Here is a 21,048-nt window from a genome sequence, read left to right as displayed (position 1 = left end):
CAATCTCCTTAACAGGCAAAGGGAAAGAGCCTTCGCCGATCGGGGATTAAAATTAAAAGCGCATGACTTTCTCTTCAATAATTCGTACCCTCGGGCGATCGCCCCTAGCAACAGAACTCCTCAACAAGCTCAAGCGCCATCGCTACGTGCAACTCAACGGCTTAGCCCGCTTGCCCAAAGGTTTGGTAGCTTCCGCCCTCGCACAGCAAGAAGGGCGGAGTTTACTGGTAGTGACGGCAACTCTAGAAGAAGCGGGCCGCTGGGTGGCCGGGCTGGAGGCTATGGGGTGGCAGACTGTGCATTTTTACCCGACTTCGGAGGCTTCACCCTACGAGCTATCTTACTCGGATGAAAGCGAAATGACTTGGGGGCAAATGCAGGTGCTGGCGGATTTGGTCGAGAAACGAGAAACAAACGCTAATTCTAAGCCGATCGCGATTGTATCCACCGAAAGAGCTCTCCAGTCTCACTTGCCGCCGCCTGCTGCTTTTGAACCCTACTGTCTGACGCTGAAGCGAGGTATGGTTCAAGACTCGAAGATTTTAGACCGCCAACTTGCTTCAATGGGGTACGATCGGGTGGCTCTGGTGGAAATGGAGGGCCAGTGGAGCCGTCGGGGAGATATTGTCGATGTATTCCCGGTGGCGGCTGAGTTGCCGGTGCGGCTGGAGTGGTTTGGGGATGATTTGGAGCAAATTCGGGAGTTTGACCCGTCTTCGCAGCGATCGCTTGATAAGGTCGAGCGGTTGGTGTTAACTCCTACTAATTTCAACGCAATTATTAAAGCAGTTTTAGCTGAAAAAAAGGTTGACGAAATCAACCACCTAGGCTCTGTTGACACTGAAAATGAAACAGAAAAATTTGTCCGCCGGCTGTTGGGTTTAGCGTTTGAAAAACCCGCATCTTTGTTGGATTATTTGCCAGAAAATACTTTAGTTGTTGTTGACGAACCGCAAGGCTGCGAAGCTCACAGCGACCGCTGGTTTGAGAATGCAGAGCAACAGTGGAAAAATTGCGAGCGGGAATCTGTGGTTGCGGATGCGGGAACAGAAAAGTTGCCAATTTCTCATTTGAAAGTTCCGAAAATTCACCGCACTTTTGCTGAATCTATGGCAGATGTCGCAGGTTTCGACAGGCTAGAACTTTCAGAATTGGCAGAAGATTCTACGACTAAAAAATTTCAAAGCTCTGCGGAGGGCGACCAGCTACCGTCGGCGATTAATTTGGCTTCTCGGCCTGTGCCGGTGATGCCTCACCAATTTGCAAAGCTGTCTCAAATGCTCCGGGAAGATCGCGATCGGGGTTTTACTATTTTCCTGGTTTCTGCTCAACCGAGTCGATCGGTTTCTTTGCTCTCGGAGCACGACTGTCCGGCTCAGTTTGTGGTGAATCCGCGCGATTATTTGGCGATCGACAAGTTGCAATTGCAGCACGTTCCGGTTGCTTTGAAGTACAGCGGGTTGGCAGAATTGGAAGGTTTTATTCTGCCGACTTTTCGGATTGTTTTAATTACGGATCGGGAATTTTACGGTCAGCATTCTCTCGCTACTTTTAGCTACGTCCGCAAGCGCCGCCGCGCTGCTTCTAAGCAAGTAGACCCGAATAAATTAAGCCCGGGTGATTATGTGGTTCACCGCCAGCACGGAGTGGGCAAATTTATCAAGTTGGAACGCTTGACGATCGATCGCGAAACTCGCGAATATTTGCTGATTCAATACGCTGACGGTACCCTGAGAGTTGCTGCCGATCAATTGGGCGCTTTGTCGAGATTTCGGACTGTAGGCGAGAAAGTACCGGATCTAAACAAGCTGACAGGTCAAACTTGGGAAAAAACTAAAACAAAGGTTCGCAAAGCTGTTAAAAAATTGGCAGTGGATTTGCTGAATCTTTATGCTAAAAGAGCTAAACAAACAGGTTACGCTTTTCCTCCCGATATGCCTTGGCAACAAGAATTAGAGGATTCTTTTCCTTACCAACCAACCCCGGATCAGTTGAAGGCAACTCAAGATGTGAAACGCGACATGGAGGGCGATCGACCGATGGATCGCTTGGTCTGCGGCGATGTCGGTTTTGGCAAGACAGAAGTTGCTCTGAGAGCCATTTTTAAGGCGGTTACGGCGGGCAAGCAGGTGGCTTTGCTCGCGCCGACGACGATTTTGACCCAACAGCACTATCACACGCTCTCGGAGCGTTTTTCCCCTTATCCGATCGAAGTTGGTTTGCTCAATCGCTTTCGCACCGAAACCGAGCGCCGGGAGATTCACAAGCGTTTGGCGACTGGGGAATTAGATGTGATTGTCGGTACTCAAGCTGTTTTGAGCAAAGCCATTAAGTTTCGGGATTTGGGCTTGTTGGTGGTGGATGAAGAACAGCGGTTTGGTGTTAAGCAAAAGGAAGCGATTAAAGCTCTCAAAACAGAGGTAGATGTTCTGACTCTGACAGCAACGCCGATTCCCCGGACTTTGTATATGTCGCTTTCGGGGATTCGCGAGATGAGTTTGATTGCGACTCCGCCTCCCAGCAGGCGTCCGATTCAGACGCATTTGGCTCCCTATAACCCGGAAGTGGTGCGATCGGCAATTCGTCAAGAATTGGACAGGGGCGGTCAGGTTTTTTACGTGGTGCCGCGGATTGAGGGGATTGATGAGTTGGCCGCTCAGTTGCAGGAGATGGTACCGTCTGCCAGAATTGCGATCGCCCACGGTCAAATGGAGGCTTCGGAATTAGAATCGATTATGCTGACTTTCAGTGCGGCAGATTTCGATATTTTGGTGTGCACGACGATTATTGAGTCGGGTTTGGATATTCCGCGTGTCAATACCATTTTAATTGAAGACTCGCAGCGCTTTGGTTTGGGTCAGCTTTACCAGTTGCGGGGACGGGTGGGACGCGCGGGGATTCAAGCTCACGCTTGGCTGTTTTATCCGAAGCAGAACAAGCTGTCTGATGCTGCAAGGCAGAGGTTGCGGGCCATTCAAGAGTTCGCGCAGTTGGGTTCGGGCTATCAGTTGGCCGTCCGAGATATGGAAATTCGCGGTTCGGGTGATGTTTTGGGTACTGAACAGTCGGGTCAAATGGAGGCGATCGGTTTTGATTTGTATGCTGAAATGTTAGAGGAGGCTATTCGGGAAATTAAGGGTCAGGAAATTCCGAAAGTGGAGGACGCGCAAATCGACCTGACTTTGACGGCGTTTATTCCTGCTGATTACATCGCAGATTTGGATCAAAAGATGAGCGCTTACCGGTCTGTGGCGAATGCTAATACCTCAGAAGAGTTACAGCAGATTCAGGCTGATTGGTGCGATCGTTACGGGCCAATTCCTCTTCCAGCCCAGCAACTTATCCGTGTTGTCGAGCTCAAACAAATCGCTAAAAAAATCGGTTTTTCTCGGATCAAACCGGAGAATAAGCAGCACATAGTTTTAGAAACGGCTATGGAGGAGCCTGCTTGGAATTTGCTCAAGGCTAATTTGCCGGAACATTTGCGCTCTCGTTTTGTCTACAGCAAGGGGAAGGTTACTATTCGAGGTATGGCGGTTTTGACGGCCCAAAAGCAATTGGATAATTTGATTGATTGGCTGGGTAAAATGCAGGGCGCTTTGCCGGAAGCAAATCTTTAATTTTAATATATAATCCCCAAATCTCGCGCACCGCCTAAACCACAGAATAATTCCGATGGAACCAGAAAAAATATTACTGCTGTTTTCATGATTGTTTTAGCGACAGAAAGGATTAAAATCGTGAAAAAGTTAGTGAGTATTTTTTTGGCGATCGCGCTAGTGCAAGGAGTCCCAATGGCGGTTCAATCTCAACAAATAATTGACCCGATCGATCGGGTTGTGAATGCAGGATTGATGAATAAAGATGCCAGCGGCAATTTTAATGCTGAGGGCCTTGTCAGTCGCGCTGACTTGGCGGTGATTTTAGTGAAAACTTTTGGTTTGGAACGCCGGAAAACCGCTCAAAAACCGGATATTGAATTGCCGGACGTACCGAAGAGTTACTGGGCTTACAGTGCGATTCAAACTGCTTTGAAAACGGGAACGATGAGTGGATATCGCGACGGAATGTTTTTCCCAAATCAAAGGGTGAGTCGCGCGGAAGCTTTGGCGATTTTTGCTCAAGCTTACGGGGTTTTTCAGTTTCCCGATGCCAGCATTTCGGAGATTTTAGCTAAGTATCCAGATGCAGGGGAAATCCCTAATTGGGCTAGAAAGTCTATGGCTACTGCACTTTATGAAGGGTTTGTTAATGTTGAACTCGGAACTAATAAGATTAATCCTTTGAAGCCGATGAATCGCGGAGATATCGCTTACGCTTTGAGCAAGTATTTGGAGCGGCAAGTAAGGCCAACTTCTTTGCCTGTCCGAGACGAGGAGCCTCCTAATCGCGGCATGGGAAGGTGATAGTTGTTCTGCATTTAAATTAAATTTTTGGGGCGGGCAGGATGCCCACCCCACAAGAGTTTCAATAAACAGAATTGTGAAAATTAAATGCACACCAGCTTAGTTGTAAGTTGTGGGAACCGTCTTGACAGTTACGACGTTCTTAATTCCATCTTCCTTCTTCCATCTTCCTTCTTCCATCTTCCTTCTTCCATCTTCCTTCTTCCATCTTCCTTCTTCCATCTTCCCTCTTCCTTCTTCCCTCTTCCCTCTTCCTTCTTCCTTCTTCTAGAAAAAGTCGATCGCCCGCCATGCAAAATCCCGGAGATTTGGTGACTGTAAAAGCAGCCATCAAACCCCCAGGATTTAAATTTTTCCTCTTAAACGAGGCTCAAATTATTGCCAATGGGTGTTGGCTCAATCAGCAGTAGCCAATTCGGTACTGCCGCCGCCGCGCTTCCGCGTCAGGGTATTGAAAAGCATCTGACCGACTGCTTTAATCAAATTGCCTTCTAACTCCATGAACATCTTCATGTTCATGCCAAAAGCTGCATTAGCTTCGTCAACAATTCGCTCTGCTGTTGCTTCGTCAATCGGCAGTTCGTTCATTGCTTGACGGTAGTTAGCCTTGAATTCTTTTTCATCAGGAATATCCTGGAATTCATAGAACGCAGTGCCTTCTCCCTCGGTAAGATTCATCCCCCGCTGGGCAATTCCCTTCAGGATTTGTCCGCCGGATAAATCGCCAAGGTAGCGAGTGTAAGAGTGAGCTACTAACAGTTCCGGTGCGGTCGCCGAGATTTCGTGAATGCGCTGCACATAAGCTTTAGCTGCCGCTGACGGAGCTACTTGTTCGCGCCAATTCGCACCGTAGTAGTAAAATAAATCTTGCTCTAAGCTTTGTTTGCGATTCAACTCAGAAAAGTAAATTTTTGAAACAACCGGGTGCTGCTTTTGGCGTTCCATTTCCTCTTCCATTGCCGAGTAGACAAAGTAGAGGTTTCCTACTAACTTCCGGTAAGAAGTTTTTTCTACAACGCCTTTTAAAAAACACTTGACAAAACCGACGTTTTCTGCCATTGTGTGGGACTTTTTCGTTCCCTCACGCAATTTGGTAGCTAAATTGATGCTCATGCTATATTGTCCAACCTTCTATTTTTGTGGTAGTTGATGGATGCGCCAAAAATCTAAAATTTACCTAAGCATTTACCTTAGATCGATTTGATGAGAGATTGTATTAATTTTTATAACAAAACCTAGAGAGATTAAACGGCCCTAATGCCCGATCGCCCGAAAGGGCAGAAGGCATCAGGGCCGCAAAAGTTTAGTCATTAGCCCTCAGCCATTAGCTGTTAGCTAATGACAAATGACTAATGATTAATTTAGATGTCCAAGTCGAGGAGGTTGAGTTTGGGGCCGTAGGTTTCGATGAATTCGCGGCGGGGGGCGACACGATCGCCCATTAAGATCGTAAAGATGCGATCGGCCTCAGCAGCGTCTTCAATCTCCACCCGTTTCAGCGTCCGAGTTTCTGGGTTCATTGTCGTATCCCACAACTGTGTCGGCATCATTTCGCCCAAACCTTTGAACCGCTGGACGGTATAGTTAGCATTCGCCGGAAATTCATTGCGGATGAGAGCATTCCTTTCGCGTTCGCTGTAACAGTAGTAATGATTGCGTCCCCGTTCCACTTTATAGAGAGGAGGACAAGCAATATAGATGTAACCTTGTTCTACAAGTGCGCGCTGATAGCGGTAGAAGAAAGTCAGCAACAGCGTGCGGATGTGAGCACCATCTACGTCAGCGTCAGTCATAATTACGATGTGGTGATACCGCAATTGACCCGGATCGAATTCTTCGCCTTTGATGCCCAAACCCAGCGCTGTAATTAACGATTGAATTTCATTATTTTTGTAGATTTTGGCATCGTCTGTTTTCTCAATGTTGAGAATTTTACCGCGCAAAGGCAGGATTGCTTGGAATTGGCGATCGCGCCCTTGTTTTGCCGATCCGCCTGCCGAATCCCCCTCCACCAGGTATATCTCAGACAGGGCTGGGTCTCTGGAACTACAGTCCGCTAATTTTCCAGGCAAAGGAGACGATTCTAAGACGGATTTTCGGCGCACTAAATCGCGGGCACGGCGGGCGGCTTCAGCGGCCTTAAATGCCTGAATTGCTTTTTCCAAAATAGCGTCAGCTACCTGGGGGCGAAACTCCAAATATTCTGTCAATACTTCGCCTACCAAGGAATCAACAATTCCCCGAACTTCTGTATTTCCCAACTTAGTTTTAGTTTGGCCTTCAAATTCCGGGTCTGGGACTTTGACCGAAATCACTGCTGTCAAACCTTCGCGAACGTTTTCGCCGGCGAGGTTGGGTTCGTGTTCTTTGATTTTGTTGCGCTTGCGGGCGATCGAATTCATCGTCCGCGTCAAAACAGCTTTCAAACCTTCTAAGTGCGTGCCTCCGTCGATCGTCCGAATGTTGTTAGCAAAACCTAGAACGTTGTCGCTAAAAGCATCGACGCACCACTGCAAAGCCACTTCTATCTGCACGTTGTTGCGTTCTCCTTGCACGTAGATCACTTCTTCGTGCAGAGGCTGCTTTTCGCGGTTCATGTAGGCGATATATTCCTTGATTCCGCCCTCGTAACAGTATGTTTCGATGCGAGGTTCGCTACTTTTGAGCAGTTCCAAACGGTGGTCGCTAAACGTAATTCTCACGCCCGCATTCAAGTAACCCAATTCTCGCAAGCGCCCGGCGAGTGTAGTGTAATCAAATTCAATGCCAGTGGTAAATATTTGAGTATCTGGCAAGAAAGAAACTGAAGTGCCGGTGCGAGTGCCTTTGTGGGGCTTGACCTTAAGTTCAGTAACTGGATTGCCTCTTTCGTAGCGCTGTAAATGTTCTTTTTGGTCGAGCCAAACTGTCACTTCTACCCACTCAGACAGCGCGTTAACAACAGAAATACCTACACCGTGCAATCCTCCAGAAACCTTGTAGCCACCACCGCCAAATTTACCGCCGGCGTGAAGTACAGTCATTACTGTTTCTATTCCCGATTTGCCAGTCTTGGCAACGATGCCGGTCGGAATACCCCGGCCGTCGTCTGTCACGGTAACGGAACCGTCGGCGTTGATGTCAATCTCGATGTGAGTGCAGTGGCCAGCCAGCGCCTCATCTATGGAATTGTCCACAACCTCGTAAACTAGATGGTGGAGTCCTCGCGGGCCGGTGGTACCGATGTACATCCCCGGTCGTTTACGGACTGCTTCGAGACCTTCGAGAACTTGAATCTGGTCGGCGCTGTAGCTGCTGGTCATACAAAAATAGCTCCAATAATGAGGCCTAAAGCCCCGAAAGCTTATAAAATAGGAAAACTCCTAAAATTATAGCACAAAACCGTTAAAGGCGATGCTAGGGCATTCTGAAGGGAAATTTATCGGGGGGAGGGAGGGGAATAGTTTTGAGATTGCTTGAGGACTGCCCAGCCCGATCGCGGTGAATCAGTGTAGGAGAGAGGGGAAACCATTGATAGGAGAGGATTTGAGAGTTTTTATAGGGAAATGTGCGACAGCTTATGCCTAGATTAATTACGATTTGCGGGGCGACGGCGACTGGGAAGTCGGGAGTGGCTGTGGCTGTGGCTTCGCGACTGCAATCCTCGATCCTGAGTGCGGACTCCCGTCAAGTGTACCGCGAATTTGACATCGGAACCGCAAAACCGACGGCGGTCGATCGCACTTGTGTACCGCATCACTTAATTGACATCTGCGATCCGACAGAAACTCTGACATTAGCAGATTACCAACAGCAAGCTCAAAAATTAATTGCTGATGTCGATTTTGCTGTTTCTCCCCCGCTGTTGTTGGTGGGAGGGACGGGTTTGTATATTAAATCGATCGTGCGCGGTTTGAAAATTCCGAGGGTAGCACCGATGCCCGAATTGCGATCGCAACTAGCCGAACTCGGACAATCTCAATGTTACGCGATGTTGCAGCAAGTCGATCGCTGTGCCGCTGAGAAAATTCACCTCAATGATTCCGTCAGAACTTTAAGAGCACTGGAAGTATTTTATGTCACCGGTCGCTCTATTTCCGAGCAGCAGGGCGAAAATCCTCCCAATTATCCTATTTTACAAATTGGGTTGGATTGCGCGATCGATGTTTTGGTCGATCGTATCAAACAGCGCACCGAACAAATGCTAGAACGCGGTTGGATCGCTGAAGTAGAATATTTGTGTAAAAAATACGGCTGCGACTTGCCCTTGTTGAACACGCTGGGCTATCAGGAAATCAAACAATATTTGGCGGGCGACATTACCCTAAACGAAGCTAAAGAATTAACAATTTTGCACACGAGGCAATTTGCGAAGAGACAGCGCACCTGGTTTCGAGCTTATCCTGAAATTGAATGGTTTGATGTTAGCAGGCCAGATTTGCTAGAAAGTCTTTGGCAGAGAGTGCAGGAGTTTATCCATTAATTTTATATTAAAATTAAAGCTTTTTGAACCGCAGATGAACGCTGATTAACGCTAATGTATTTTAAATTGATTTGGTAGTTTTTAAACTACAGTAAGTCGGATTTTTCTGTTAACTTTGACTCGGCAAAATTTCTCTAATTCTTTCGCGAAACAAACGCACAGCCGCACGCTGTCCGACTGTTCTGCTTTGTTCGATGAAACCGGGAATTTCTGCAACAGGTAAAAAGGGAAAAGCTAAACTGCGATCGCACACTTCATATTTCCCTTCTACCAGTTGATAAACTTGCAGAGATTCCCGCCGATACCTCCAGATTTCGGGCACGCCAATTGCAGCATAAATTGTAAACTTATTCATAGAAGAATTCGTGTAATCTGACTCTATTGCTAAATCAGGCGGCGGGTCATTTGGTAAATTGATATTTCTGCCTCTAACTAAAGATTCATTTTGAATGTAGAAACAGGAATCAGGTTCTACAGCACGAGTTAAATCTTCTCGTTCAAGAGTCAGCGAACCGAGACTCCTAAGTTCAATTTCCAGCTCATCTACAATAGCTTCCACAAAGCTTTCTATCAGTCGTTTGGGTTCTTCGTGTTCTTCCAGCGGCATCCTGATTTCTAATACTCCTCCCTCGTAAGCAATTCTCCAAGCTCTATCGTCCCCAACATCTGCCAGCAATGCTTTAAAAGTTGACCAACTGACACCTTTTAAAATAACTCGGTTTTCTGGGGTAGTTTGCTGCTCGACGGGAGTTGATGTTGTTGTTACCATTTAACAATTCCTTGGTAGCTTCATCAATTTTTATTATAAAGGGTAATAGGATGTTTTTTCTCCTTCCCAGGCTCTGCCTTTTCTCGTTTCTAGGCTCTGCCTATAAATGCCTGAATCGGAGGCTCTGCCTCGCGGGAATAAGGAGGCAGAGCCTCCGGATATGCGTTCCTAGGCAGAGCCTAGAAACGAGGGGAAATCCGTCAATTAACTGTACAAACTCGCCACATATTCGCCGTAACCGTTATAGGGCAAAGTCGGGCGAGTTTCCCACGACCAACTGTTACCGGGGCCGACTATCCGTTCGCTGGCCTGCGACCATCTGGGGTGCGGCTTGTCGGGTTCGACATTTGCTTCAAAAGCGTATTCGTTGGGACCGATTGTATTCCAAAAAGTGGCGGGCTGTTTTTCGACAAATTCAATTTTGACGATCGACTTTGCGCCCTTAAAACCGTACTTCCAAGGAATCACTTGCCGCAGCGGCGCACCATTTTGCTTGGGTAGTTTTCTGCCGTACAAGCCTGTGGCAAAAAATGCTAAATCGTTGGCCATTTCTTCAATTCGCATTCCCTCGGTATAAGGCCAAGGATAAAATTGCGAAAATACGCTGGCACCTTTGGTAATTTTGGGGTCGTAAAATGATGTGAAACGAACAAATTTGGCATTTGATGTCGGTTCGACATCAGCCATCAGCAATTTCATGGGAAACCCGACCCAAGGAACTACCATCGCCCAGGCTTCTACGCAGCGAAATCGATAAACTCGTTCTTCGATGGGAAATTTTTTGTAGAGGTCGTCAATATCATAAGTGCGGGGATTTTTTACTAAACCGCCTACTTCTACTTTCCAGTTTTCTGTTGGCAAAGCTTGAGCGGCTTGCCAAATAGATTTTGTGCCGCCGTATTCGTAAAAATTGTTGTATTTTGTAGCTAAGGCTTCGTCGGTAATCGCTCGATCGACTTTGGCAAAGGCAGGATTCCGGCTCAATCCCGAATATGCTTGGGTTGAGCTTTGCTCCAAAGCAGTTTTTGAGCTAGCATTGCTTTGGCAGCCTGTCAGCGGTAGCAGCGAAGCAGTCACGCCGGCGCCAATTAAATTGGTCATGAAGCGGCGGCGGTTGAGAAAGGCTGTTTCTGGGGTAATTTGGGGATCGAGAATTTCCCAAGATTTGGGGACGCGAATTAACGGCATAAGTAATAGTTAAAAGTTAGTAGTTAGTTTGGCAAATTTTGCCTGAGTTTTAATCAGTCAATCAATCGATTTTAGATTTTAGATTGACTCGATAGAACAAAGGAGCAATGATATTTGGCAATGCCTGGCGATCGCAATGAAAGTATTCGCAATGACAGTATAACGTAATTCGGTCACAGCGAATCCCGCCGATCGCTCGATCGACCTATTAAACCTCGCTCGCAGGAAAGTCAGCAATTATTTACGCGCGATCGACCGAAGCAATTGTGGCGAAAATCTGGGAAACAATTATGATCAAGCAAAGATTCCAATTATTTAATTTGTCCACAGGAAGCGGCACGCACCGCCCCGCTTTCCTCCCCCACCAGCAATAATGTCGGACGGGGGGTCTCCAGCGGAAAGACAAATGAGTTACTGCACCAATCCCAATTGCCAGAATCCCCAAAATCTCGATCGCGCGACAGTCTGCAAAAGTTGCGAGTCGAATTTGCTGCTAAAAGGCCGCTACCGAGTCTTTCACACCCTCGGTCAAAGTCTCACTTGCCGCACCTTCTTAGCAGTCGATGAAGACCAACCTTCGCAACCCCGCTGCGTCATTCAACAGTTCTGCGCATCAGCAGCCGCGGACGGTCAAAACCAGCTAAACCGGACATTTCTCGGCTCAGCCTCAGTTCTCGACGAGTTGGGCAAACATCCCCAAATACCGAAACTACTGGCATCTTTTGAACTCGAAGGCTGCCAGTATTTAGTGCAAGAATACATCGAAGGCCGCAATTTAGCCGATCGGCTTTCAGAAAAAGGTGTTGTTAAAGAAATTCACATTTGGTATCTGCTGAGCGAATTGTTGCCAGTCCTGCAATTTGTTCACGAAAATCAACTGATTCACCGAGATATCAAACCGTCCAATATTATTCACCGCAAATCTCCCCAAGCATCCCCAGCTTTGGTAGGGAAAGAGCATCTGCATTCCCTGTCCGGGGAAGGTGGTTCAGGGCTAGTTTTAGTCGATTTCGGTGCGGCAATTCCGGCAAACAGCGGGCCGCTCAAAACAGAAACTGTGATAGGTTCTGCCGAATACGCGGCCCCGGAACAAATTAAAGGTCAAGCGATTAAGAGCAGCGACATCTACAGTTTGGGCGTCACTTGCGTTCACTTGTTAACGGGAATGTCGCCCTTTGATTTGTTTGACATCAAAGCGGACAGTTGGGCTTGGAGGCATTATTTGAAAGTACCAGTTTCGGCGCGACTCGGCCGCATTCTGGATAAAATGGTGCAGCGAGAACCATCAAAACGCTATCGATCGACCGAGGCAATTCTCAAAGACATGAAATACGGCCCGGCACCGGTAGACGTGATTCTCAGCAAACCCAAGTGGACTTTAGCAATGTGGGGAGGAGCCACGGTTGCTCTGCTATCGGTAGTGCTGGGTTCTCGCTTGCCATCTCCAGTACCGCAGGCTTTCACTTCTTCTGAGCCTGCTTCTAGCATTCCCGAAATTCGGTTCAATCCGCCCCCGATGCAAAATTTTCGCGGTGAGGCATCGCAGTCAGGGCCTGCTGTGCGCACTCTGGCGGATCAAGACAAAAACCCGGTTTGGGCGGTAGCAGTCGCTCCCAACGGCCGCGTGATAGTCAGCGGCAACAACGACGGCACAGTTCACCTGCTGCACAAGCGTCGCGGCAAGCTGCTCAAGGTTTTAACAGGACATTTGGGCCCCGTGTGGTCGGTGGCAGTCAGTCCCGACGGCAAGACGATCGCCAGCGGCGGCGTTGACGGTACGATTAAATTGTGGAATTTCTATTCTGGCAGGTTAATTCAGACTTTGGACGGACACCAAGACGGCGTGTTCTCGGTGGTTTTCAGTCCCGACAGCCAAACCGTAGCCAGTGTCGGTAAGGACAAAACTTTGAAGCTGTGGCAAGTCGAAAGCGGGGCCGAGTTGGAAACTCTCAAGCGGGTTTTTGACGAGGTGCAGTCGGTGGCTTTCAGTCCCGATCGACAAACTTTGGCGATCGGCAGCAGCGACGGTAAGATCAACCTGTGGAACTGGCACACTGGGGAATTGAAAGAAACTATTTGGGGTCATTCCGAGGGGGTTTGGTCTCTGGCCATCAGCCCGGACGGTCAAACTCTCGCCAGCGGCAGTTGGGACAAGACGGTGAAGTTGTGGGATATCAGCCCCAATAATCAGTCCGGGCAGCCCAACGGTTATCTGCTGCGGACTTTGATCGGCCATTCCGACAAGGTTAAGTCCTTGGCTTTCAGTCCCGACGGAGACAAGCTGGCCAGCGCCGATTTAAGCGGGACTATCAAGCTGTGGCGGATGGGTTCCGGCGAAATGACGGGCACGCTGAAGGGTCATTCTACTTGGGTGGAATTGGCTTTTAATCCTCAGGACAAAACTCTGATCAGCGGCAGTTTTGACGACACGATTAAGGTGTGGCGGCTGTCTCCTTAATTTGTTCGATTGTCCGCTATAAAATTATCAGAATCCCCAACCAGAATCTTTGATTTTGGTTGGGGATTCTGATAATCCGCGATTGAAATCGCTGCTGCTATACAAACTTTTATCCGCTCCAAGCTGACTAAAGTATATATTTAGGCAGTCCCGCCGTTAACGCGGATATTTTGTCCGGTAATCCACCGGGCTTGTTCGCTGCACAAAAAAGCCGTCACATCGGCAATATCTTCAACTTTTCCGAGTCTTCCCAAAGCAGCCATTTGAGTAAATCTTTGTATTTGTTCGGCGGTTTTGCCGACTGTAAAGAGTTCTGTCTCCGTTGGGCCCGGAGAAATCACATTAACTGTAATTTGGCGATCGCCCAATTCCTTCGCAAGCGATCGAGTTAGCTGTTCCACCGCGCCTTTTGTCGCCACGTAAGCCCCGTAAGTTGGCAGTAGCATCGCCGTTGTCGAACTGGAAAAATTGACAATTCTTCCTCCCTCTGCCATCCGTTTAGCAGCTTCTTGACAAGCAAAAAACGTGCCTTTAACGTTAATTGCAAAAAGATTATCAAACTCTGCTTCGGTAACTTCCGCTACAGGTTTGTAAAGAATTACTCCTGCATTATTGACTAAAATATCGACTTGTGAATAGGTTTCCTGAGTGCGATCGAACAAATTGCCAATTTCTGCGGTTTTGCTGACATCGGCTTGCACGGCTAATGCTTTGCCACCTGCTGCTTCAATCGCTGACACAACCTCTTTAGCCTGCTCAGCTCCTTTGGCGTAGTTGACGACAACCGATGCGCCTTCTTCGGATAATCGGAGGGCGATCGCGCGTCCAATTCCCCGCGATGCACCAGTCACAATTGCCACTTTTCCTGCTAGTGATGCCATGAGATTTCCTCTGCAATTAGCGTTGATACTGGTTCAAAATAATCATACTATTTTTTTCCGCATTTCGGTACAAAAACAAATTTAAAATCTCAAATAATCAGAATATCCCTCGAAATCGCGGTTGCTAACTAACACTTGTGGTAAAGTAGTGTCGGCTGTTAAAGTAAAATCTATGACCGTAAATTCCGAGTTAGGAGAGCAGTATTTGTCAGCGGGCGAGACCCTCCAGAAATCAGGAAAACTTGAGGAGGCGATCGCTCAATATCAAAAAATACTAGCGCTCAAAACGGATGAGGCTGTTGCGCTCAACAAGATAGCAGAAATTTATTACGCGCAACAGAAATATGTAGAGGCGATCGCCTCCTGTTACCAAGCACTTCGCCACCAACCGAATTTCGCCGCCGCCTACAAAACTATAGGGAATATCCTGCAAGGCCAAGGCAAAATAGACGCGGCAATTCGTGCATACTCCAAGGCGATCGAATTCGATCCTAATTTTGTCGAAGCATATGTTAATTTGGGCAGTATGTTTTACAAACAAGGTCGGCTCGATGACGCCATAACTTACTACCAAAAATCTATTGCTCTTCAACCAGATTTAGCTGTCGCTTATTGGAATTTAGGCAAAAGTTTGGAAGCTCAAGGTCGAATCAATGAAGGTTTATTTTATCAAAAAAAAGCTCTAAATTTACAGCCGGACTTAGAAGGTAGAAGCAATTTAGTAAAAAATAACACTTAATGAAGAGGAATGTTATAGTCGGAATAATTCAAACATTAACGATGCAAGCTGGATCGAAATGGAAATCAACCAGAATCCGCTGGAATTGCTAACGGCTAAAGTACGAGAAACTGTTGCCGATACCCAAAACTTAGCCAACGAAATCGCAGCTAAAGTTGAGGAAAGTGCAACTGTATTAACGGCGTGGGTACAATCAGCGCCAAGTTCAATGGTTAGTGCTGGGGCGATCGCCACTCAAGAAGCTTTTAAAATAGCACATAACATCCGTTTTGAAAACCTGCCAAGAAATCTGCAATTCAAATTTGCTAGGGCTGGGGTGCGTGACGGAATGCGAAATGTTCAAGAAGCAGCAAAAGTATTTGAATCCATACCCGCCCAAATTCGTGCCCAAGGCCCAGAAGCAATTCGCAACTTCTGTCAAGATAAAGATTGGAGTCACATCCAAGCACACGTCAATGGAGGCGGAAGCGAAGCTGCTAACGGGATTTTTGAATATTTTTGGGTGAATCGTGCTCGCGGTGGTGCAGACATGACTGCCGCAGAATTAGCAGTCGCTAAGCAAGTTTTAGCGGATGCAGCGTTTAAAGCAGCAGTTGCCGAAATCGTTGGGGCTGCAATGAAAGGGGCGATCGCCGCAGCAGTAATTGAGTTAATATTTTCGATATTAGAAAACTCTTTGTTGTGCGTTGAAGGCAAAATTACCCAGTCAGAGTTAGTCGAAAAAGTCGCCACCGCCACCGCCAAAGCTGGCATTGCTGGCGGTGTTATTACCGGCATTCTGTTAACACTCTGCATGATATTTCCTCCCATTGCCGCGCTTTTAGGTGCCGCAGCGATGCCTTTGGCGGTTGCAGGTATTGGTTTTATGGGAATTCGCGCCTGGGAAATTTTTTGTCACGGCGATCGACTATTTGGTATTACTGAACAAACACAAAAATTTCTGGGGATGACTGAACAGTTGACAGTTGACAGTTGACAGTTGACAGTTATGATACCCGAATCAAACCGTTTATGAAGCGCAGATTTAAGACTCTATTCATTAGGTTATTTACAGCGGTTCCCGCTGTAATTTGGTACAATAAATAATCACAAAATATCATTTTGTATTCAAAACTAATGAAAACATATTCCCTCGATCTCCGCAAAAAAATAGTGAGAGCACATTTGGTTCAAAAAATGTCAATTAGGAAAGTATCCATCACGTTTGGTGTCAGCAAAAGTCTTGTCCAAAAACTGGTAAAACAACAACAAATCGAGGGAAACTTACAACCTAAACAGAGGGGTAAACCACAATTCAGTCACCTAGCAAATGCGGAAGCAATGATCAGAATGCTGGTGGCTGAGCATCAAGATGCTACTTTGGTAGAGCTATGTGAATTATTTGCTCTTAAGACGGGAAATTGGGTGAGTCGGACGGCAATGTGTCGCTACCTACAGAAATTAGGACTCAATCGTAAAAAAAAACATGGCGCAGTAGCCAAGCCGGGACTGAAAGAGTCCAAAAATTGAGAGTGGAGTATTGGGAAAAGATCAAAGATATCGAGCCAGAAAATTTAGTATTTTTGGATGAAACTGGTATCCTGCTAGGACTGAGCAGAACTCATGCACGTTCACAACGCGGGACAAGAGCATACCAAAAAAAAGCATTTTATCGGGGTGGTAAAGTCACAGCTATTGGCGCAATTAGTATGAATAAAGTGTTAGCATTGATCACAATGAATGATTCAATGGATGGACAGGCATTTGCTATATTTATTCAGCATTTTTTATGTCCTAAATTATGGGAAGGAGCGGTAGTAGTGATGGATAATTTACCCGCCCATAAATTAGCATCAATCAAGCCAATGATTGAATCTGTAGGAGCGAGTATTATTTGTTTATCTCCATACTCTCCCGATTTTAACCCAATAGAGCTTTGGTGGTCGCAACTCAAATCTTTTTTGCGTATGTTCACTCCAACTACCACGTCCATGATCGATCAAATAATTGCAGTTGCCCTCAACTTAATCAATCCTCAACATTTAAGAAATTGGTTTGCTAATTGTTGCTATTGTACTTCATAACAGCGGGAACCGCTGTATGTCCGCGCTTTTGGGTGGCGGTTGCTTGTAGCAACATTTTCAGATGATTGGGAAATATAAATAGTATGGATTCAGTAGCAAAAACTCAAGATCAGCAGCATCCGCAATACAAGCGCGATCGAGCCAGTGTCGATAGTTTATTAGCAGGAGAAGCAACAGACTACAATTTATCGGAATTAGCAAGATTAATAATTCGCTACCGAGGCTTTCCCGGCGCTAGAGATATTCAATCCGACTTAAAAGAAGTCCTGCAAAAATGGAATCATACCGAAGAAACTCTTTACGAACAAACCCGTAAAATTCACACTAAAGGAGAAGTTTACAGGAAACAAAAAAGCGATCAAGAAGATTGGCTTTAATCTCAAATCTACCTTAAATACCTCCTTTATCTTTTACGTGAGAAAGGCTATATTACGAAAGCTTAGAAGTGAACTAGCGATCGAAATTAATGAGTAATTTTAGGCCTCGGAGCAGGTGCACCTCGCAGCATTCCTTCTGTACTGAGGTCTTCATCAATTTCTTCCCAGTGAATGCCATAGCCTCCTCCACATACTTCCCATTTTTCCCTTTGATCGGGCGTTGCATGAAACAATCTTGGATACCAAATTAAAGGCACGGTAATGATTCGTCCATCCATCAAATCAACACTAATGGTTTCTTCTGTAAAATGAATGTGCTTAACTCTCTCGTCCGCTCGAATCGCCAAAATACCCATACCAAGCCTCCAATAGCGTTTGTTTATTTTCTTGTACTACCGACTCTATTTTACGAAGTTCTTTAGCACTAAAACCAAGGTTATTTCCTAAACAGACTGGCTCCAACCAAAATTTAACCGATGATTTATCTCTGTCAATATGAACATGAGGTGGTTCATTTGGTTCATGGCTGTAAAAGTAAAGTCGGTAAGGACCTATTCGTAAAATAGTTGGCATAATTGCAGGTTATACAATATTTCAATGCGAATATCTGTATTTGGTCTTCTTTTATTCTTCTTCCATGACACGGGCGGTGTAAAATCAACTGGTTCCTAGGAAGAGCCTGGGAACCAGCAACAGTCAACAGTCAACAGTCAACAGTTAACTATTTTTAAACCATCTCTGGCGAAACTTGCATTGCCGGCTGCGGCTGGAACTGGAACAGCGAATAAACCACATTGCGGCGGATATCCGTCATCATGTCCAAAAACAGCTCGTAACCTTCAGTTTTATACTCGATTAACGGGTCTTTCTGCCCGTAACCGCGCAGCCCTACAGACTCGCGCAAAGCATCCATTTGTTGCAAGTGTTCCCGCCACAAAGTATCAATTTGCTGCAAAATAAAGAACCGTTCCGCATCTCGCATCAATTCAGCTCGGATTGCATTAACTTCGGCTTCTTTAATGTCGTAAGCATTGCGGACTTGTTCGTGCAGGAATGTTTTAATTTCCTCAACGGACAAATCTTCTAGCTGATCCGGTGTCATGTCAGCCAGCAGATAAACAAATTCCTTCACCTTGCTGACAAGTTTGTCGAGTTCCCATTCTTCCGAAGGTAAATCGGGATTAATGTATGCTCCCACGATGTCGTCCATCGTCTGTTCGGCATACTTAATTACCTGTTCTTTGGAGTCCAAACCTTCCAATACTCGGCGGCGTTCCGCATAGATTGCTCGACGCTGATTGTTCATCACTTCGTCGTATTCAAATACCTGCTTGCGGATATCGTAATAGTAGGTTTCGACTTTTTTCTGAGCGCCTTCGAGGGAACGAGTCAGCATTCCAGATTCGATCGGCATATCTTCCTCAACACCGAAAGCCTTCATCAAACCGGCCACCCGTTCGCCGCCGAAAATCCTGAGCAAATTGTCTTCCAAACTCAAGAAAAACCGCGTAGAACCAGGGTCTCCTTGGCGTCCCGCCCGGCCGCGCAACTGATTGTCGATCCGGCGCGATTCGTGGCGTTCGGTACCGATGACGTGCAAGCCTCCCAACTGCACGACTTCATCGTGTTCGGTGCTGGTAAAAGCATCGTATTCCTTGCGGGTTAAATTGTAAGCTTCCCGCAATTTTTGAATTACCGGGTCTTTTGTCGGCGCTTTTTCCGAAGCTATAGCCACGATATCATCGGCTTGCAATTCCGTGAGCGATCGCGCGCCGTACTCCTTCACCGCCAATTCCACCGCCGCCACGAGCATTTGTTCGGCATTTTTCGATAGCTGCGTCGGGAAAATCTGCGCCGAAGCTTTCCAAGACTTTACCTTTTTCTTAGTCGGATCAAAACCTTGAGGTGCGGGGCGGCCGCTAATACCAGGCACTTGCACTACCGAAAACCCTTCGTCATCCTCGGGTTGCACAATTCGGGGCATCAGATATTCCCGCAACTTCAGGCGGCCCATGTACTCAGAATTACCGCCCAAAATGATGTCTGTACCGCGCCCGGCCATGTTTGTGGCGATCGTCACAGCACCCTTGCGTCCGGCTTGAGCGATAATTTCCGATTCCCGCTCCACATTTTCCGGTTTAGCATTGAGCAAATTGTGAGGAATTTTGCGTTCCAGCAGCAGCCGCGACAGCAACTCCGACTTTTCCACGCTCGTAGTACCCACCAGCACCGGCCGACCGATTTCGTGCATTTCCGCGCAGTCTTGGGCGATCGCATTCCACTTGCCGGCCTCTGCCTTGTAAACCATATCCGAAAGGTCAGTGCGGCTCGTAATCCGGTTAGTGGGAATCAGCGTCACTTCCAGATTGTAAATCTTCTCAAACTCCGTCTCTTCAGTCTTTGCCGTCCCAGTCATCCCCGACAGCTTCGGATAAAGCAAAAAGAAATTCTGATAGGTAATCGTCGCCAGCGTCTGAGTTTCCGGCTGAATTTCCGCCCGTTCCTTGGCTTCGATCGCCTGGTGCAAACCGTCGCTCCAGCGCCGTCCCGGCATCACCCGGCCCGTAAACTCATCCACAATCACGACTTCGCGATCGGGAGTGACGATGTAGTTAATATCCTTAATAAACAATTCCTTCGCCTTAATCGCATTAAAAATGTAATGCGCCCAAGGGTCAGCCGGGTCGTACAAATCCGTAACACCCAACAACCGCTCAGCTTCACCAAACCCTTCATCGGTCAACAGCACATTCCGAGCCTTTTCGTCAACCTCGTAATGTTCTTCATTTTCCTTTCTCAGAGCAGCAGCTACCTCAGCCGCCCGCATATACTTCTCGCTGGGGCGTTCCACCTGGCCGGAAATAATCAGAGGCGTCCGTGCTTCATCAATCAGCACCGAGTCAACCTCGTCAATCACGCAGAAATTAAAAGGACGCTGCACTACATCTTCCATGACAGTAGCCATGTTGTCGCGCAAATAATCAAAGCCGACTTCGCTGTTAGTCGCGTAGGTAATATCGCAGTTATAATTTTTCTTTCGTTCCACCTGATCCATGCCCTGCTGAATCAGTCCCACAGTCAGTCCCAGGAAGCGGTGCACCTGTCCCATCCATTCCGCATCCCGCCTTGCGAGATAATCGTTGACGGTGATGATGTGTACGCCTTTACCGTTGAGGGCGTTGAGGTATGCCGGCAGCGTCGCCACCAGAGTTTTGCCCTCACCAGTTTTCATTTCGGCAATTTGGCCTTTGTGGAGGATGATGCCGCCGAGGAGTTGGACATCAAAGTGGCGCAGTCCCAAAACCCGCTGTCCCGCTTCCCGCACCACTGCAAAAGCTTCTGGCAAAATTTCGTCTAGTATCTCTTTCTCCTCGTTGAGAGATTTAGCTTTTGCCAGACGTTCTTGAAACTCCGCCGTTTTCCCTCTGAGGCCGTCGTCTGAGAGTGCGCGGAAGTCTTCTTCCAGGATATTGATATCAGCTACCCAAGGCTGAAATTTTCTAAGTTTGCGCGCGTTGGGATCGCCTAGCAGATTTTTAAACATGGCAGGAGAGGCAGATTTTTAATAATTTAGCTATTAGCTTTCAGGGTTACGGGCTGTAGTGTTAGCCACAACATATACCCTCCCCGATTGTAGCAACCATTGGCTCTCCTGGGCCGTCGCTGGGGGCGAGCGACCGATTTTGGATTTTAGATTTTAGATTT

At 47.1% G+C, this 21,048-nt stretch carries 18 protein-coding genes; 9 read left to right on the top strand and 9 right to left on the bottom strand.

Annotated elements, in window-relative coordinates:
* Positions 1–62: 62 nt before the first annotated feature.
* Together mfd and QUA54_RS07335 are read left to right on the top strand one after the other, a co-directional pair.
* Positions 63–3,620 carry a transcription-repair coupling factor gene (gene mfd / locus QUA54_RS07340; RefSeq protein ID WP_333414006.1) on the top strand — a complete coding sequence of 1,186 codons (3,558 nt, stop codon included), beginning with the start codon at positions 63–65 and terminating at the stop codon, positions 3,618–3,620.
* Positions 3,621–3,740: 120 nt separating this feature from the next.
* Positions 3,741–4,406: an S-layer homology domain-containing protein gene (locus QUA54_RS07335; RefSeq protein WP_333200906.1), complete on the top strand. Its 666-nt coding sequence runs from the start codon at positions 3,741–3,743 to the stop codon at positions 4,404–4,406.
* Between the two features lie 142 nt (positions 4,407–4,548).
* On the opposite strand, the gene QUA54_RS07330 is transcribed toward QUA54_RS07335, so the two are convergent.
* The 3 genes from QUA54_RS07330 to gyrB all read right to left on the bottom strand — a co-directional run bounded on the left by QUA54_RS07330 (position 4,549) and on the right by gyrB (position 7,708).
* Positions 4,549–4,737: a hypothetical protein gene (locus QUA54_RS07330; protein WP_333414005.1), complete on the bottom strand. Its 189-nt coding sequence runs from the start codon at positions 4,735–4,737 to the stop codon at positions 4,549–4,551.
* Positions 4,738–4,802: 65 nt separating this feature from the next.
* Entirely contained in the window at positions 4,803–5,519 is a 717-nt protein-coding gene (locus tag QUA54_RS07325; protein WP_333186555.1) for a heme oxygenase (biliverdin-producing), read from the bottom strand.
* 248 nt (positions 5,520–5,767) lie between these two features.
* Complete coding sequence (gene gyrB, locus QUA54_RS07320) at positions 5,768–7,708, bottom strand: DNA topoisomerase (ATP-hydrolyzing) subunit B (protein ID WP_333414004.1); 1,941 nt, start codon at positions 7,706–7,708, stop codon at positions 5,768–5,770.
* Between the two features lie 257 nt (positions 7,709–7,965).
* Here gyrB and miaA point away from each other — a divergent pair, with 257 nt between their 5' ends.
* On the top strand, positions 7,966–8,868 hold the full coding sequence (gene miaA, locus QUA54_RS07315) for a tRNA (adenosine(37)-N6)-dimethylallyltransferase MiaA (RefSeq protein WP_333414003.1): 903 nt from the start codon (positions 7,966–7,968) through the stop codon (positions 8,866–8,868).
* Between the two features lie 109 nt (positions 8,869–8,977).
* On the opposite strand, the gene QUA54_RS07310 is transcribed toward miaA, so the two are convergent.
* Together QUA54_RS07310 and msrP are read right to left on the bottom strand one after the other, a co-directional pair.
* A complete protein-coding gene (locus QUA54_RS07310) occupies positions 8,978–9,637 on the bottom strand; it encodes a Uma2 family endonuclease (RefSeq protein ID WP_333414002.1) in 660 nt (219 codons plus the stop codon).
* Positions 9,638–9,841: 204 nt separating this feature from the next.
* Positions 9,842–10,825, bottom strand: a complete 984-nt coding sequence (msrP, locus tag QUA54_RS07305) for a protein-methionine-sulfoxide reductase catalytic subunit MsrP (RefSeq protein WP_333414001.1) — start codon at positions 10,823–10,825, stop codon at positions 9,842–9,844.
* A 406-nt stretch (positions 10,826–11,231) separates the two neighbouring features.
* On the opposite strand from msrP, the gene QUA54_RS07300 reads away from it, so the two are divergent.
* Positions 11,232–13,283, top strand: coding sequence for a serine/threonine-protein kinase (locus QUA54_RS07300; RefSeq protein WP_333414000.1), 2,052 nt, complete (start codon positions 11,232–11,234; stop codon positions 13,281–13,283).
* 140 nt (positions 13,284–13,423) lie between these two features.
* Here QUA54_RS07300 and QUA54_RS07295 read toward each other — a convergent pair whose 3' ends face one another.
* Positions 13,424–14,164 carry an SDR family oxidoreductase gene (locus tag QUA54_RS07295; RefSeq protein ID WP_333413999.1) on the bottom strand — a complete coding sequence of 247 codons (741 nt, stop codon included), beginning with the start codon at positions 14,162–14,164 and terminating at the stop codon, positions 13,424–13,426.
* 172 nt (positions 14,165–14,336) lie between these two features.
* Here QUA54_RS07295 and QUA54_RS07290 point away from each other — a divergent pair, with 172 nt between their 5' ends.
* The 5 genes from QUA54_RS07290 (at position 14,337) to QUA54_RS07270 (ending at position 17,343) form a co-directional block, all read left to right on the top strand.
* Positions 14,337–14,903 (top strand): tetratricopeptide repeat protein, encoded by a 567-nt coding sequence (locus tag QUA54_RS07290; protein WP_333413998.1) that lies wholly within the window; start codon positions 14,337–14,339, stop codon positions 14,901–14,903.
* Positions 14,904–14,961: 58 nt separating this feature from the next.
* Entirely contained in the window at positions 14,962–15,879 is a 918-nt protein-coding gene (locus QUA54_RS07285; protein WP_333413997.1) for a hypothetical protein, read from the top strand.
* A gap of 140 nt (positions 15,880–16,019) precedes the next feature.
* Positions 16,020–16,412 carry a transposase gene (locus QUA54_RS07280; RefSeq protein ID WP_333413996.1) on the top strand — a complete coding sequence of 131 codons (393 nt, stop codon included), beginning with the start codon at positions 16,020–16,022 and terminating at the stop codon, positions 16,410–16,412.
* A gap of 2 nt (positions 16,413–16,414) precedes the next feature.
* Entirely contained in the window at positions 16,415–16,966 is a 552-nt protein-coding gene (locus tag QUA54_RS07275; protein ID WP_333413995.1) for an IS630 family transposase, read from the top strand.
* Positions 16,967–17,049: 83 nt separating this feature from the next.
* On the top strand, positions 17,050–17,343 hold the full coding sequence (locus QUA54_RS07270; protein WP_333413994.1) for a DUF3288 family protein: 294 nt from the start codon (positions 17,050–17,052) through the stop codon (positions 17,341–17,343).
* Between the two features lie 86 nt (positions 17,344–17,429).
* Here the strand turns inward: QUA54_RS07270 and QUA54_RS07265 are convergent, their stop codons facing one another.
* The 3 genes from QUA54_RS07265 to secA all read right to left on the bottom strand — a co-directional run bounded on the left by QUA54_RS07265 (position 17,430) and on the right by secA (position 20,887).
* Positions 17,430–17,699 carry a DUF2442 domain-containing protein gene (locus QUA54_RS07265; protein ID WP_333108088.1) on the bottom strand — a complete coding sequence of 90 codons (270 nt, stop codon included), beginning with the start codon at positions 17,697–17,699 and terminating at the stop codon, positions 17,430–17,432.
* Complete coding sequence (locus QUA54_RS07260; RefSeq protein ID WP_333413993.1) at positions 17,662–17,916, bottom strand: DUF4160 domain-containing protein; 255 nt, start codon at positions 17,914–17,916, stop codon at positions 17,662–17,664. Before QUA54_RS07260 ends, QUA54_RS07265 begins: the two co-directional genes overlap by 38 nt.
* 154 nt (positions 17,917–18,070) lie before the next feature.
* Positions 18,071–20,887: a preprotein translocase subunit SecA gene (secA, locus tag QUA54_RS07255; protein ID WP_333413992.1), complete on the bottom strand. Its 2,817-nt coding sequence runs from the start codon at positions 20,885–20,887 to the stop codon at positions 18,071–18,073.
* Positions 20,888–21,048: the final 161 nt, after the last annotated feature.

Source organism: Microcoleus sp. MOSTC5 (genome assembly GCF_036701825.1).
GTDB classification, from domain to species: domain Bacteria; phylum Cyanobacteriota; class Cyanobacteriia; order Cyanobacteriales; family Microcoleaceae; genus Microcoleus; species Microcoleus asticus.
Note: the sequence above shows the minus strand (reverse complement) of the source record. Positions and strands in the feature narration are given on the sequence as shown.